General features: G+C 39.1%; 13 protein-coding genes and 1 other RNA gene. 8 read left to right on the plus strand and 6 right to left on the minus strand.

Going from position 1 to position 13,968, the window contains the following annotated elements:
- Positions 1–26 precede the first annotated feature (26 nt).
- A complete protein-coding gene (gene mraZ / locus I6F47_RS02035) occupies positions 27–485 on the minus strand; it encodes a division/cell wall cluster transcriptional repressor MraZ (protein ID WP_007582904.1) in 459 nt (152 codons plus the stop codon).
- Between the two features lie 496 nt (positions 486–981).
- Between mraZ and I6F47_RS02040 the strand changes: the two genes are divergently transcribed.
- Genes I6F47_RS02040 through I6F47_RS02050 form a run of 3 tightly spaced genes read left to right on the plus strand, consistent with a single transcriptional unit; the run spans position 982 to position 2,026 of the window.
- Positions 982–1,320, plus strand: a complete 339-nt coding sequence (locus I6F47_RS02040; RefSeq protein WP_007582901.1) for a hypothetical protein — start codon at positions 982–984, stop codon at positions 1,318–1,320.
- Positions 1,321–1,326: 6 nt separating this feature from the next.
- Positions 1,327–1,773, plus strand: a complete 447-nt coding sequence (locus tag I6F47_RS02045) for a hypothetical protein (RefSeq protein ID WP_101216889.1) — start codon at positions 1,327–1,329, stop codon at positions 1,771–1,773.
- A gap of 10 nt (positions 1,774–1,783) precedes the next feature.
- Entirely contained in the window at positions 1,784–2,026 is a 243-nt protein-coding gene (locus I6F47_RS02050) for a hypothetical protein (RefSeq protein WP_007582895.1), read from the plus strand.
- Between the two features lie 3 nt (positions 2,027–2,029).
- On the opposite strand, the gene I6F47_RS02055 is transcribed toward I6F47_RS02050, so the two are convergent.
- Together I6F47_RS02055 and I6F47_RS02060 are read right to left on the minus strand one after the other, a co-directional pair.
- Positions 2,030–3,004: a glutathione S-transferase family protein gene (locus I6F47_RS02055; protein WP_197183233.1), complete on the minus strand. Its 975-nt coding sequence runs from the start codon at positions 3,002–3,004 to the stop codon at positions 2,030–2,032.
- 21 nt (positions 3,005–3,025) lie between these two features.
- Positions 3,026–3,868 (minus strand): pirin family protein, encoded by an 843-nt coding sequence (locus I6F47_RS02060; RefSeq protein WP_197183234.1) that lies wholly within the window; start codon positions 3,866–3,868, stop codon positions 3,026–3,028.
- Positions 3,869–4,069: 201 nt separating this feature from the next.
- Between I6F47_RS02060 and I6F47_RS02065 the strand changes: the two genes are divergently transcribed.
- Complete coding sequence (locus tag I6F47_RS02065) at positions 4,070–7,174, plus strand: bifunctional diguanylate cyclase/phosphodiesterase (protein WP_197183235.1); 3,105 nt, start codon at positions 4,070–4,072, stop codon at positions 7,172–7,174.
- Positions 7,175–7,263: 89 nt separating this feature from the next.
- Entirely contained in the window at positions 7,264–8,151 is an 888-nt protein-coding gene (locus I6F47_RS02070; RefSeq protein WP_197183236.1) for a LysR family transcriptional regulator, read from the plus strand.
- A 3-nt stretch (positions 8,152–8,154) separates the two neighbouring features.
- Here I6F47_RS02070 and I6F47_RS02075 read toward each other — a convergent pair whose 3' ends face one another.
- Positions 8,155–9,108, minus strand: a complete 954-nt coding sequence (locus I6F47_RS02075; RefSeq protein ID WP_007582878.1) for a YihY/virulence factor BrkB family protein — start codon at positions 9,106–9,108, stop codon at positions 8,155–8,157.
- Positions 9,109–9,225: 117 nt separating this feature from the next.
- Here I6F47_RS02075 and I6F47_RS02080 point away from each other — a divergent pair, with 117 nt between their 5' ends.
- Entirely contained in the window at positions 9,226–10,305 is a 1,080-nt protein-coding gene (locus I6F47_RS02080) for a mechanosensitive ion channel family protein (RefSeq protein ID WP_197183237.1), read from the plus strand.
- Between the two features lie 60 nt (positions 10,306–10,365).
- Here I6F47_RS02080 and rnpB read toward each other — a convergent pair.
- Positions 10,366–10,728: RNase P RNA component class A (gene rnpB, locus I6F47_RS02085), an RNA gene on the minus strand.
- Positions 10,729–10,770: 42 nt separating this feature from the next.
- The gene (gene rsmI / locus I6F47_RS02090; protein WP_024607458.1) at positions 10,771–11,628 is read right to left on the minus strand and encodes a 16S rRNA (cytidine(1402)-2'-O)-methyltransferase; all 858 of its coding nucleotides are present in this window, start codon (positions 11,626–11,628) and stop codon (positions 10,771–10,773) included.
- A 61-nt stretch (positions 11,629–11,689) separates the two neighbouring features.
- Between rsmI and I6F47_RS02095 the strand changes: the two genes are divergently transcribed.
- Positions 11,690–13,567: a penicillin-binding protein activator gene (locus I6F47_RS02095; RefSeq protein WP_007582872.1), complete on the plus strand. Its 1,878-nt coding sequence runs from the start codon at positions 11,690–11,692 to the stop codon at positions 13,565–13,567.
- A gap of 19 nt (positions 13,568–13,586) precedes the next feature.
- The gene (locus I6F47_RS02100; protein WP_010554278.1) at positions 13,587–13,958 is read left to right on the plus strand and encodes a YraN family protein; all 372 of its coding nucleotides are present in this window, start codon (positions 13,587–13,589) and stop codon (positions 13,956–13,958) included.
- Positions 13,959–13,968: the final 10 nt, after the last annotated feature.

The following is a 13,968-nucleotide window of genomic DNA, read 5'->3' on the forward strand; positions in this document are numbered from 1 at the left end:
GCTATTATTTGCCTTTTTTTGTGCTGTTAGAGTGTAAAATTATCTAAATCTTGGTTAGGTTCAAAATCGCCAAGCCTTTCAAGCTCAGTATCTTGCTGCATTTGCTCGTGCCAACGCGCCTCATCCCAAATTTCAAATTTATTCATCAAACCAACTAGCATGATTTTTTTGCCAAGTGATGCATGAGCCCGCAGTGACGGCGCAAGCAAAATTCGACCATTTTTATCAAGTTGATATTCAGTAGCATTCCCGAGCAACATACGCTGCATTCGACGGGCTCGTGGGTTCATATTGGAGATTTTAGCTAAACGGCTTTCTATTTCGAGCCACTCAGCCAGCGGATACAACCATAAACACGGCTCATTTAATGCGACGGTACAAATAACCGTTCCCTGATCTTCAGACAATAGAGATTCTCGGTACTTAGTCGGTACCGCAAAACGCCCCTTATCATCCAAACTCAGTGAACTCGCGCCACGAAACATAAAAAACCTACTTTAAAATTGTTTTATTCAACTTTTGTTTATTTTTATCCAGTGTGATCCACTAAAAACCACTTTTTACCACAGTGCTCCAGTTTAGGGCTTGACAAGCCATTTTGTCAAGTAAGCTGACCAGCTTTAGTAAGTCCCAAAGCTAGAAAAAATAAGGGCTCAAGCGAAGCGTTTGAATTACGTGGGAAAAAGTGGGATTGTGATGAAAAAAATATCTATTCTGTTTTTTATAACTTTCTGTTTACACGCTTTGCTTACTGAATAACCAATGAATATTTACAACTTTTTAAGCATTTTTACTCCCTTTGTAAAATTTACCTAACCGTGTAGTAATAGTTACTGTTTGCTTTAAATTACCAAATACGAAAAGTTATATACAAACAACAAAAACAAACAAACTCAATAACTTAAAATAAATAACAGTTTTGGTTTAATCATTGCATCATCTAAATCACTATTTAAATTTTTAACTTATTAAGGATTGATTATGGCTACTGCAACAAATACGAAACCAAACACAACTTCAGATGTTAAGCCTGACGTTAAACTAACAAATACTGAATCACCTCTTACAGAAAAAGCAACATCAGCGGCGCACGATGCTGTAGATGCACTTTCTAGCAAAGCAGCAACAGCTGAAAGCAGTGTTCGTAAAGGCGCTTCGAGTTCAGCAGATGCATTAAGCGAAAAACAACTTATTGCACGCGAAAAGTTAAGTGAATGTACAGCTAAAACCCGTGCATTTGCTTCTGAAAATCCATTAGCAACCGCGGGTATTGCTTTTGCTGCGGGTATGCTGATTACATCACTATTTCGTCGTAAGTAATCAGTGATGAATAACCCACAAACAAGCGCAGCCAAGGATGGTGAAGCGCAAAACCAAACAACTGAGCAGCAGAGCCAAAAGGACGATTGGCAAGATCATATTGCAAAGCTTTTAGAGTACTCTAAGCAGCTCAAGGATGATTACCAAACTCAAGGAAAGATCACCCATCAGCTTGCTAAAGCTGAATGGCGGTTATCGCTTAGATCGCTTGCATTGATCACTATATTTTTAGGCTGTTTTGCCAGTGGTTTGGTTTTGTTGTGGGCAGGAGTATTAGGTGCTGTTGGATACGGTGTATACGATGTTTTTGGGTCAGTATGGCTGAGTATTGCAACAGCTGCTTTGCTGCAAGTTGCTTGTTTAGCATGGCTTTGGAAAAATACGGTTTACCTAAGCAATAAAATTGGCTTTAGTAAAACGCTCAAAAGCTTAAAACAACTGTTTAACTTATAAGGAAATTATCATGTTAGTTAACTACTTAATCAAAGCACCTAATGAAAACGTTGATGCTCTTAGTAAGCAAATGGACACGCGCAGTGAGTTAAAACGCCAACATCATGCAGCGTTTCAATATAGACTTAAGCGTTTTGCCGCAACTAAAGTGGGACTAACAAGTGCCTTTTTAGCCGGTGCAGCTGTACAAGCGGGGAAAGGCGAAACCAGCTTGGTAAGAAAATACGGCTGGCTTGTTAGGCTGTTTGCTTAAACGCTAAACATTTCTACCGTGATCAGATAAGTAATCAATACTTGGGCCACTTGGCACAATTTGTGTTGGATTGATCATTGTATGGCTAAAATAGTAATGACGTTTAATGTGGTAAAAATCAACCGTCTCTGCCACACCTTCAACTTGATATAACTCTCTAAGGTATCCGCTCAAAGCAGGGTAGCTTTCAATTGTGCGTAAATTACATTTAAAGTGACCAACGTACACACTATCAAACCGAATGAGCGTGGTGAATAATCGCCAATCTGCTTCTGTGAGTTCATTTGTGGCTAAATAACGCTGCTTGTTCAGTATCCCCTCTACTGTATCGAGTGCTTTAAATACATCGTTAAACGCCTCTTCATACGCATCTTGAGTTGTAGCAAAGCCCGTACGATAAACACCATTATTTATACTTGGATAAATCAACGCGTTTAATTCATCAATTTTTGGTTGCAGCGCCTCAGGGTAGTAGTCATCGTTATTACCTGTTAACTCATTAAACGCACTATTGAACATACGTATAATATCGGCAGACTCATTACTGACAATTTTATTCAGCTTTTTATCCCACAATACGGGAACGGTTACTCGCCAGGAGTACTTTGGATTATTTTTTGTATAAACTTGATGTAAGTAGTTACTATCAAATAAAGCATCGCCAGTACTGTTGTTTTGCGTATCAAAAGCCCAACCACTATTAAGCATATCAGGACTAACAACCGACACCGTAATTAAGTCTTGTAACCCTTTTAATGCTCTAAATATAAGCGTTCGATGCGCCCAAGGACACGCAAGTGACACATATAAATGATACCTGTTCGCTTGAGCTTTAAAACCGGCCTCGCCCGTTATTCCAGCACTACCATCAACAGTTATCCAGTGACGTAACTGCGCCGTTTCGCGTTCAAACTTACCGTTACTTGAATCGGTGTCGTACCATTTATCTTGCCATTGACCGTTAACTAATAATCCCATAAAACTCTCCTAAAAATACCGTTAAATTTTGCCAAACTCACCGTTTTGATAATCACGCACTGCTTGCTGTACTTCAGCTTGAGTCGTCATTACAAACGGCCCCATATGAGCAATCGGCTGATTAAGTGGATCGCCAGCTAAAACCAAAACACCAGCGCCGTGCTCAGAGCTAATATTAATGTCACTGTCTGGTTCTAAAATAAGTAACTTGCCCGCTGGTATTGTTTGATTGTCGCTCATTATTAGTGAGCCGCTATGAATATAAAGCATTACTTTTTGTTGGCTAAGAGGCTCTAAACTCATGCTTTTACCAGCGGGTAATGTAATATCAGCGAGCGCCGCATTGGCAGCTAAACTCTGCAGAGCGCTTGTAAGCGTTTCACTTTCGAACTGCCACGATCCCGCAAGTGCTTTTAACGTCACACCTTGCGTATTTGTAAAACTCGGAGCTGGGTTTTTAGTAGTATCTTGATAACGTGAATCACGCATTTTTTCTGCGCTTGGCATGTTGATCCAAATTTGAAAGCCATGCAAACCGTCAACAGCATCCGCGAGTGGCATTTCACTGTGCATGACGCCGCGCCCTGTACTCATCCATTGCACATCGCCTGCTTTAATTGCTTCTCTGTTACCCATTTGGTCACGATGTTCAAAGCCACCTTTTAGAATATAAGTAAACGTTTCAATACCTCGGTGCGGATGCTCAGGAAAGCCTCCCATATAATCTTTTTTGTCGTCTGACTTAAGTTCATCAATCATTAAAAAGGGATCTAAATATTTACCATCAAACCCAGGTATACGGCTAATACTCACACCATCGCCATCTTGAGTTGCATAAGCTGTAAGTATTTTTGATATTTTCATTTATTAATTCACTCTAAAGAATAAGTTTATGGGGTTATTAAATCATCCATTAAACAAAACAACTATGTCTTTAAATCGACCTTAACATTCCAAAAAATAGAACTATAATGATTCATTGGTTACATTTTCAACCTTATAATTACTATGGTTATTTGGAGTGAATTTGGCTACAATTGTTATTGCAAAATACAAAACTAAGGAATGGTTATTTTTACTTATTCTCTCAAACATCAGCTTTATCGTTTACTTATATTGCTAAGTATTCCGGGCACCGCTGTAATTATTTTTACACTGCTGCTTGAACGCGATCACTCTATTGAGCAAAGCGAAAAAAAAGTAGAAAATATTGCTAAGCAATTAATTTTACAGCAAAAGCACTTAGTCGATGATATTGACCGTTTAGCGCGTTATTTGGCTAAAGAGGAAAGTAAGAAAGAAAATCTAGCAACGACCTGCCCTAATTATTTTAATCAATTTAGATCTATTTACGCACATGTTGCCAATATCGGGATTATAGATCCAAATGGCATTGTTATATGTACAACAAGCGGGTTAGCCAAAACAATTAATATTGCCGATCGGGCGTATTTCCAAAACGCCTTAAAAAGTAACCAATTGTCGGTAGGTTATTTTCAGCACGACCGAAGTCTGCAAAAAAACACCCTTAATTTTGCGTTACCTATTATTAATAAAAAAAATGTAATTCAGGGCGTTGTAGTTATCGTTGTTGCGCTTGATTGGTGGAACAATGCTTTTAATGACATTGAACTTCCGCCAGGCTCTATTGCTGCAATTGCTGATTCTAACGGAAAAATTTTAGCGCGTTATCCACCAACAACAGCCGCGCTTGGCGATAATATTGCACAGACTTTATTAGCAACTGATTCTTCGATTGATAATGAGGCATCAACAAAAATAAAATCCATTGAAGGTGAAGCCCGAATGCTTCACCACTCTGTTATTTACAGCGATCCAAGTAATAACAGCTTAAATATACATATCGCACTTCCTGTTACGCATGCTTTAAAGCAAATAAATAATAATTTTTTTATAGCGATTGGTGTGTTTATTTTATCGCTGCTGATACTGTCTTTAATTGCACGTAAACTACTTAAAACCAGCATTATTGACCCAATTAATAATCTAACAAATGCAACAAACGTATTGGCTAAGGGCGAGATGCCCTCACAAAAAATACAACCCAATAATCCAGAGCTAAATACTCTCTATCAGCGTTTTAAATCAATGGCGCAAACTCGGTTAACAGCTGAAGCTAATTTAAAAAACAAGCATGATGAGCTTACTAGCTTGCTTAATACTCTGCCCGATAGTTACGTTAGAATTAACATCCATGGCGATATTCTCAACATAACAGGACAGTTTAAGCCTCAAGTAAATCCTAACAGCACTGTAGTACCTCATTTATCATCAATACTTTCACACAGCAATGTTCAGCTTTTGTTATCGCAGTTATCTAAACTTGATGTTTCGAGTAATTTAGAATTCACACTCGAAAAATCAGATCCTAAACGCAGCTTTGAAGCACGTATTAGCGCAATGCAAAGTAAAAATGAATACGTTGTTGTACTACGAGATATAACACAACGAAAAGTAAATGAAGAAGCACTCCACCTTGCCTCACTAGTGTATAACAACAGTAGTGAAGGCATGGCAATCACCGATCCAACGGGCATTATATTTGATGTAAATCCTGCGTTTTGTAAAACGACTTTATATAGTAAAGAAGAAGTTATTGGCCGGTCCTCTTCAATTCTTTCATCAGGAAAACATGATAAGAATTTTTACAATAAAATGTGGTCTGAATTACAGCAAACAGGCCGCTGGCAAGGCGAGGTTATTAACCGTAAAAAAAATGGGCAGCTTTACTCTGAGTGGCTCACAATCGATACTATTTATGACACAAACAACGCACCTATTCGTCGTATCGCGATATTCACAGACCTCACAGAAAAAAAACAAGCTGATGAAACCATTTGGCGACAAGCTCATTTTGATCACCTAACTGACTTACCAAATCGTTTAGAATTAAAGGAGCGATTAAATCAACGATTTTCAAATGTTGTTACTCCAGATAATCAATTGGTTGTCATGCTTTTAGATATTGATCACTTTAAAGATATTAATGACACATTAGGCCATCACTATGGCGATAACTTATTAAAACTCGTATCTCAGCGTATAGTCCAGTCGGCAAAAAACGCTGAGTTTGTGGCACGAATTGGGGGAGATGAGTTTGTTATTGTATTTAGTCACATTAAAAGTACGCGCCATATTAATCAAATTGCGAGTAATATTTTACTTAGTCTATCGTCAGCTTTGCATCTTGAAAACGAAGAGTTATTTATTAGTGCAAGCATAGGCATTGCTTGCGCTCCTAATGATGGTGAAAATACTGAACAGCTTTTAAAGGCAGCCGATCAGGCTATGTATAAAGCAAAAAGTAATGGTCGTAACTGTTTTGAGTTTTTCTCTGCTGACATGCGCGAATATGCACACGCGCGCATGGTGCTATTAAAAGACTTACGAAGTGCCATAGAACTTGAACAGTTTGAGTTATTTTATCAGCCCATAGTTGCTTTAAATGATTTACATATTCATAAAGCTGAAGCGCTTATTCGTTGGCAACATCCCGAAAAAGGCCTAATTAGCCCTATCGCATTTATCCCACTTGCTGAAGAAACCAGGCAAATAAATGCAATTGGTCAATTTGTATTTGCCCAAGCTTTGCAAACACTTAACGATATAAAAACACTAACCGATGATACTTTTCAAATAAGTGTAAACGTATCGCCAGTGCAATTATCCACGCCAGAGAGTGGCATAGATGAATGGTACGATATGCTAAAAGCAGCAAAGCTGCCTGCTTCGTCAATTGTCGCAGAAATAACTGAAGGCTTAATGGTTAACCCTGAAGCACTTACGCAAAGACGCCTAAAAGAAATAGTAAAATCAGGTATGCAGCTTGCTCTTGATGACTTTGGTACCGGGTATTCGTCGCTCGCTTACTTACAAGAAATGGACACCGACTATTTAAAAATAGATAAACGTTTTGTTGATAATATTCAAGTAGGCAGCCAAGAACTTGCATTGTGTGAAGCCATCATTGTTATGGCGCATCAGTTGGGCTTAAAAGTAATCGCCGAAGGAATTGAAACTAAATTACAAATGCAGCTACTACTTGAAGCAGGATGCGATTACGGTCAAGGTTATTTATTTTCAAGACCTTTAAATAAAAGCAGTTTTATGGCACTTCTAGCTGATAAAAAAGTAGCTTTGTTAAAATAAATAGACAAAAAATCACTGTTACGCAATAAATAATGCGTCTGCGCGGTCAAGTTAAGCAATCAGATATAAAGTAGTAACAGGATTTAAAAATGGCAAAAGCAACATTAGAGCAATGGCGAATGTTTAAAGCGGTTGTGGATCATGGCGGGTTTGCAGGCGCAAGCGCAGCTGTACATAAAAGTCAGTCAACCGTACACCATGCTGTGCAAAAACTTGAAGCCGCCTTGCAAATTAAGTTGCTTGAAGTAAAAGGCCGTAAAGCATTTTTAACCGATAGCGGTAAGCTGATTTTACGCAGAGCCGAGTTTTTAATTGAAGAAGCGACTAAAATAGAATCGGTAGCAAGTACACTAAGCGAAGGCGTGGAAAGCACGTTAAAAATAGCTGTTGATGAAGTTTTTCCACACGCTATTTTATATCAAGCACTTGCTAAAACGAGTGAGCTTTACCCTCTTTTAAAAATTGATTTAGTAGAAAGCGTGCTAACCGGTGCAAACGAATTATTACATAACTCAGTGGTTGATTTAGCTATTTCGTCAATTCCTATCTATGGAATTAGTTGCAGTACGTTATGCGATATAGAGTTTATAGCCGTTGCGCATAAAGACCATGTATTACACCAACATACTGAACAACTCAACTTTCGTGATTTAAAGCTACATAGACAAATAGTAGTGCGCGACTCAGCAACCCACACCAGTCACAACGAAGGCTGGCTAGGTGCAGATATGCGCTGGACAGTAAGCCACTTACGCAACTCCATTGATATGGTTAGTCAAAATTTAGGTTATGCTTGGCTGCCAAAAACACAAATTGCACATTTAATTGAAGATCAAACCCTCATTGCACTTAATTTAGACCAAGGTACAACCCGTACTCTTAATTTATATTTAATGTGCAACGACAACGACAGGCTTGGTCCTGCAGCACAAGAATTTAAAGAGCAAATTACTGCACTTACTAATTTAACTAATTAATAGCTATTCATTTTTTACATCGAGGTGATCTGCTACATAGGCGCCTCGCTGCCCACGCTCTTTAGCCGGCCCTACAGTGCTATCTTTACCTGTTTGCTGCTCAGTAGCTGCATTAATAACAGCACCTAATGTGATTATATAAGCGCTGATATACAACCACATCAACATGATCACTACACCACCTAGTGAGCCATACGTTTCGTTGTAACTAGAAAAACGCGACACATAAAAAGAAAAACCTATAGATGCCAAAATCCAAAGCACGGTAGCAATAGACGACCCCATTGTGATCCAACGCCATTTAGCAGGTTTACGATGTGGGGCATAACGATATAAAAGTACCAATGCAAAATTAAAGGTAAAAGCCAATAATGGCCAAGAAATGAGTTTAATTAATAAATCTATACTTTCTTTTAGTCCCACTAAATTAAGTACAATAGGTAAAATACCAATAATTAATAGCGCAAAAATTGCGACTACAATCGCCCCTACCGAAAATAAAAAGCGCACTAGTTGAGCCTGAAAAAATGAGCGTTTTTCATATTCACGATAACTAATATTACATGCAGTAATAAGTGCTTGGCTGCCCTTTGAACTACTCCAAATAGTAAGTATGAGTGTACCAATTGCACTTAAGCTCAAGCTTGCACTTGATGTTTTAGCTAGGCTAGAAACCTGAGATAAAATCAGTTCACTAGTGCTTGGTGGAAGCAAAGTAACTATTTTACTTAAGTGCTCACTAATATCTGTTGGGGATGAAAAGTACGCATACACTGATACCATCGCCGCAATGGCTGGAAAAATAGCAAGTAACGCATAAAATGCCACACCGGCTGCCACTATAGATAAGTTATCTTCACTCATTTGCTTAAAAATACGTTTAACAATATCCCACCAACCTATAAAAGGGATATGTGCAGGCTGCTCTGCTTGCTGTCCTCGTTTAGCTTCTTTCATTCTAAACCTCAATATTTGTATTACGTTACTACAGCAAAATATTTGCCAAGTTATAAGCGTTTGGTACCAAACTTGCTAATATTTATCTATAAATGACTCTAACACGGAAGATAAGCCATGCTCGGTACCCTAAAAAGCAGTGTAGCGCTAAATAATACAACACCAATAACTGAAGTGATCAAAGTTGATACACTTTCGTGGAATTTCTTTTATGAGCAAGGCGTGCAATTACTTCACGTAACAGCGCAAATATTACCCACTCTTTTACTCGGCATAATGCTTTTAATACTCAGTTACTTAATTTCAGGACCACTTTCTAGATTACTAATCAAACCCATTGACTATATGACTGACAGCAAGCTTGTTCACCTAGTCATAAGGCGCAGTATAAGCACCCTAATAATTTTATTTGGGGTGTATTTATTTTTACGTTTGGCAGGGCTTACTCAGTTTGCTGTTGCTATTATGAGTGGGACTGGGTTGATAGGTTTAATACTCGGCTTTGCTTTTAGAGACATAGCAGAGAACTTTATTGCTAGTTTATTACTGAGCGTACAAAGACCTTTTAAAATTGACGATGTAATTGAAGTGGATGGCCGATTAGGTATTGTTAAAAAAGTAACAGCAAGAGCAACCACACTTGTTGATTACGATGGCAATCATATTCAAATACCTAATGCGACTGTATATAAAAATACCATTAAAAACCTGACTGCCAATCCAAAAATGCGCGGCAAAGTAGAAATTGGTATTGGCTATGATAACGATATACGCAGCACACAAACCCTCGCCCTAGATATTGCCAATCAACAAAATGCGGTACTTAGCGACCCACCCGCGCAAGTTTTAATAAAAAACTTAGGCTCATCTACTATCAACTTCGTTTTGTATTTTTGGGTTAATAGCGAGCAGCACAGTCCATTAAAAGTAGCCTCCCAGCTTATGCGCGAATTAGTCAATGAGTTCACAAAACAAAACATCAGCATGCCTGATGACGCACGAGAGAGAATTATACTCACCGACCCTAATGAAAGTGCTTCTAGCTTAGAGGAAAAACAACCATCGCAAATACAAAGCGAAAAAAGTGAAACTGTTGAGCAAACTAAAACGCTTGATGATGTAAGTAGTGATACCGACGAAATACGTGAACAAGCAGAGCAATCTCGCGATCCAGAACAAGGGAAAAATATTATTTAATAATACTAAAATTTAAACACAAAAAAGCCCGCAGTGTTAACTGCGGGCTTTTTATTGAATGAGTGAGTCAGCCGTATAAGCCGGGTTTTGTCCTTTCCGAAGAAAGTGATAATCATTCGTCTAGGCCATAAATCGCTCTATGGCTCAAGCAACCTACCCGGTTCCAACGTGGGCCACGCCATAAGGAACCCTATTTGGTCTTGCTCCGAGTGGAGTTTACCTTGCAACCGACTATTACTAGCGGCCCGGTGCGCTCTTACCGCACCCTTTCACCCTTACCAATCGAGATTGGCGGTCTCCTCTCTGCTGCACTTGTCGTGGGCTCACGCCCCCCAGCCGTTAGCTGGCACTCTGCCCTATGGAGCCCGGACTTTCCTCCCCCTGATCATTTTCGTCACAGGCAGCGATCATCTTGGCTGACTCGGCGCGCAGTATACATGAGGCTAATACCAAGCGCAGTAAAATTTACTCTTTTTCTTCAATAATTGTTTTGTATAAAGCGTTTTTCTTCATTCCAAAGTATTCAGCAACAACGCCACAGGCTTTTTTCATTGGCATTTCGCTTTCAAGAAGTGCCAGCATTTTTCGCGCTTCAGGCGGAACATCGTCTATTTGCTTTGGTTTGCCCGGAAGCATAAGCACTATTTCGCCGCGCTGCTTGGTAGGATCATCAGTTAAAAACTGTTTAAGCTCACTTACACTACCATTAAAAAATGTTTCAAAGGTTTTGGTTAGCTCTTTAGCAAACACAACTTGCTGCTCATCACCTAGGGCTAGTGCTAAATCATCAAGGCTTGCCATAATACGGTGCGTACTTTCGTACATTATGCTGGTAATGCCTGAGTTAACAGCTTCAATAAAAAAGTCTTGGCGAGCTTTGCTTTTAGCTGGCGTAAAACCAATAAACTGAAAGCGGTCGGTTGGTAAGCCTGAACAACATACGGCTGTAATTGCAGCACATGCACCTGGAACAGGTGTAACATGAGCGCCTTGTTCGCGACACAGATTTACAACAGCGTAGCCTGGATCACTAATTAGTGGTGTACCAGCGTCAGATACTAAAGCAATATTTAAACCTTGATTAAGTTGATCAATAATTTGTTGTGCTTTTTGCTTTTCGTTGTGGTCGTGTAATGCAAACGTTTTTGCCTTAATTCCAAAGTGGCTAAGTAGCTTGCCGGTATGGCGAGTGTCTTCAGCAGCTATTAAGTCAACTTGCGATAATGTCGCAATGGCACGGTGACTTAAGTCGTCATAATTGCCAATTGGGGTGGCAACAATGTAAAGAGTGCCAATTTTCTGTGAATTCTCCTCATTTAACATTGAGGTCTCCTGCGTCAGTCAGTAATATAAGCAAATCGCGTTAACGTATTGGGAAATCATTGTGCGACTTAAACTAGTTAGTCTATTAATTATATTGTCAGGGTTATCGGCGTGTAGCACAACCGAAAAACCAACTAAAAACAGCGATAACGTAAGTAACCGCACTAATGCACTGCAAAATCAGGCAACCAGTGCGCAATCTATCTATCAATTGGCGCAAAACCGCCAAGGTGCCGATAAAATACAGTTATTGTATAGCGCCCGTGATGCAGCAATTAGTGAGCAAAACTGGCCTTTATTAGAGATAATTGGGAATGAGCTTGAATTAACCGCAAGTGTTGATCAAATCCAGAACCGCCTTTATATTGCATTTGCACAAAAACAACAGAATAAAAATGATCAAGCTTTGGTTATTTTACAGTCGCTAGACGGACAACTGACTCAACCTGAGCATTTTGCTTGGCATCAGTTTTTAACGGCCAGCATTTACGCATCGCAAAATTTTCCTAAAAAAGCTGCACCCTACTTTTTTAGAGCCTCTGAAACAGCAACAAAAAATAATATAGAAATCCCTCAACTTAATCAAAATTTGTGGGATAACTTAAAGCAACTTTCTTCTTACGCGCTTGAACGCTTTAACCGTGGTTCGGTTATTCAGCAAGGGTGGGCTAACCTAGCGTTATATCATCAAGTATATGCAAGTAGTGGCGTAGAGTTAGATCAAGCGATCAACAATTGGCGCAGACGCTATATTGGGCATCCGGCTTTTACTGTATTACCTGAACAAGATGAAATGCTTACTGAACTTGCTCCTATCAATATAGAGCGCTTAGTTGTGCTGTTTCCACAATCGGGCCCTAACGAACGTTTAGGTGATGCCCTTAAAGCTGGCGTATTAGCTGCACTTGATACGCAAAATATCAACGACACTATTTTTATTGATGAAAACCTAAGTACAGAAGAAATTGCAGCGCAACTTGAAGAAATAAAGCCTGACTTTGTAATTGGTCCTCTACTTAAAGCAAATATTGATAAACTTGCCAATGCACAAACTCTTATTGATACTCCGGTACTACATTTAAACACCTTTGATGGTGAGCGCATTTCGCTTCAGCATTATTACTTTGCACTAAACCCTGAGCACGAAGTACAACAAGCCTTAGAACACTTTTTAACTAAGGGCTATCAAAAACCTATGTTGCTTGCACCAAATAACGCAAATGGCCAACGCTTGGTTGATTACTTTAACTTACAGTGGCAACGCTATAGCGAAACCAAGCCGCAAATAGGTTTTTATAACGATAAAAAAGATATGCCTAATACAATTACCAGCTTGTTAGAAGTTGATAAATCAAAAGAGCGCATAAAAACGATTAAAGCACTATTTAAACAGGAAGTAGAAAACGAAACCCGTTCGCGTAGTGATATAGACGTTATTTATATTTTGGGTGATGCAATAGAAACACGCTTAATTAAACCCTACCTTGATGTAAACGTAAGTACATTTGCAGATCGTATTCCACTTTATGCCAGCTCTAAAAGTCATAGTAAACAAATTGACAGTACTGACAAAGGCGACTTAGACGGCCTATACTTCACTGAATTGCCGTGGATGCTCGATTCGCAAATTAAACAACATAACTTACGCCAGCAGTATGATTCGTTATGGCCAGAGCAAGTAGATATTAGCCAACGCTTATTTGCAATGGCGTACGATGCTGTATCAATATTACATGACATCAGGCAGTTAAGCGTAATGCCAGGCAATCAATATAGTGGTTTAAGCGGTAAGTTATCTGTTAATACCAGCGGCCATATAGAACGCACGCTCGACTGGGCTCAATATACAAACCGTCGCATTAAGCCTGTGCAATTAGAAACACAACGCCCTGTACCATTGTTTATGCAATCAGCGGGTGACATACAAACTATCAATTAAACTTAATTAAGGGGGCGGCATGTCGTGGTTTAAAGAGCTGTGGCACAATAGTCGCGAAAAAGGCCAGTATTATGAGCTTGAAGCGCAAAAATACTTAGTTACTCAAGGGCTAACACCCATAGAACGTAATTATTACTGCCCCTTTGGTGAGCTTGATGTCATTATGAAAGAAGGCGATACCCTTGTATTCGTTGAGGTTAAGTTTCGCAAAAATAATGCTCGTGGCGGTGCCAACTATGCGCTTAGTCCACAAAAACAAGCTCGATTAAAACGTAGTATTTATCATTACTTAGCAGCTAAAAATTTAACTAACCAAGCTCTAAGAATTGATTATGTAGCCATTACAGGAGAAGCATCTCCTAATATTAATTGGCTTAAAAATGTATTTTAAACGCAAATAC

Source organism: Pseudoalteromonas sp. NZS37 (assembly GCF_015864265.1).
Classification (GTDB): Bacteria; Pseudomonadota; Gammaproteobacteria; order Enterobacterales; family Alteromonadaceae; genus Pseudoalteromonas; species Pseudoalteromonas arctica.

Bases quoted from the DNA above. Each gene is read 5' to 3' on its own strand.
- I6F47_RS02060 (WP_197183234.1), bottom strand. From the start codon at position 3,868: ATGAAAATATCAAAAATACTTACAGCTTATGCAACTCAAGATGGCGAT.
- rsmI (WP_024607458.1), bottom strand. From the start codon at position 11,628: ATGTTAAATGAGGAGAATTCACAGAAAATTGGCACTCTTTACATTGTT.
- I6F47_RS02045 (WP_101216889.1), top strand. From the start codon at position 1,327: ATGAATAACCCACAAACAAGCGCAGCCAAGGATGGTGAAGCGCAAAAC.
- I6F47_RS02065 (WP_197183235.1), top strand. From the start codon at position 4,070: ATGGTTATTTTTACTTATTCTCTCAAACATCAGCTTTATCGTTTACTT.
- I6F47_RS02100 (WP_010554278.1), top strand. From the start codon at position 13,587: ATGTCGTGGTTTAAAGAGCTGTGGCACAATAGTCGCGAAAAAGGCCAG.
- I6F47_RS02050 (WP_007582895.1), top strand. From the start codon at position 1,784: ATGTTAGTTAACTACTTAATCAAAGCACCTAATGAAAACGTTGATGCT.
- I6F47_RS02055 (WP_197183233.1), bottom strand. From the start codon at position 3,004: ATGGGATTATTAGTTAACGGTCAATGGCAAGATAAATGGTACGACACC.
- I6F47_RS02070 (WP_197183236.1), top strand. From the start codon at position 7,264: ATGGCAAAAGCAACATTAGAGCAATGGCGAATGTTTAAAGCGGTTGTG.
- I6F47_RS02040 (WP_007582901.1), top strand. From the start codon at position 982: ATGGCTACTGCAACAAATACGAAACCAAACACAACTTCAGATGTTAAG.
- I6F47_RS02080 (WP_197183237.1), top strand. From the start codon at position 9,226: ATGCTCGGTACCCTAAAAAGCAGTGTAGCGCTAAATAATACAACACCA.
- mraZ (WP_007582904.1), bottom strand. From the start codon at position 485: ATGTTTCGTGGCGCGAGTTCACTGAGTTTGGATGATAAGGGGCGTTTT.
- I6F47_RS02075 (WP_007582878.1), bottom strand. From the start codon at position 9,108: ATGAAAGAAGCTAAACGAGGACAGCAAGCAGAGCAGCCTGCACATATC.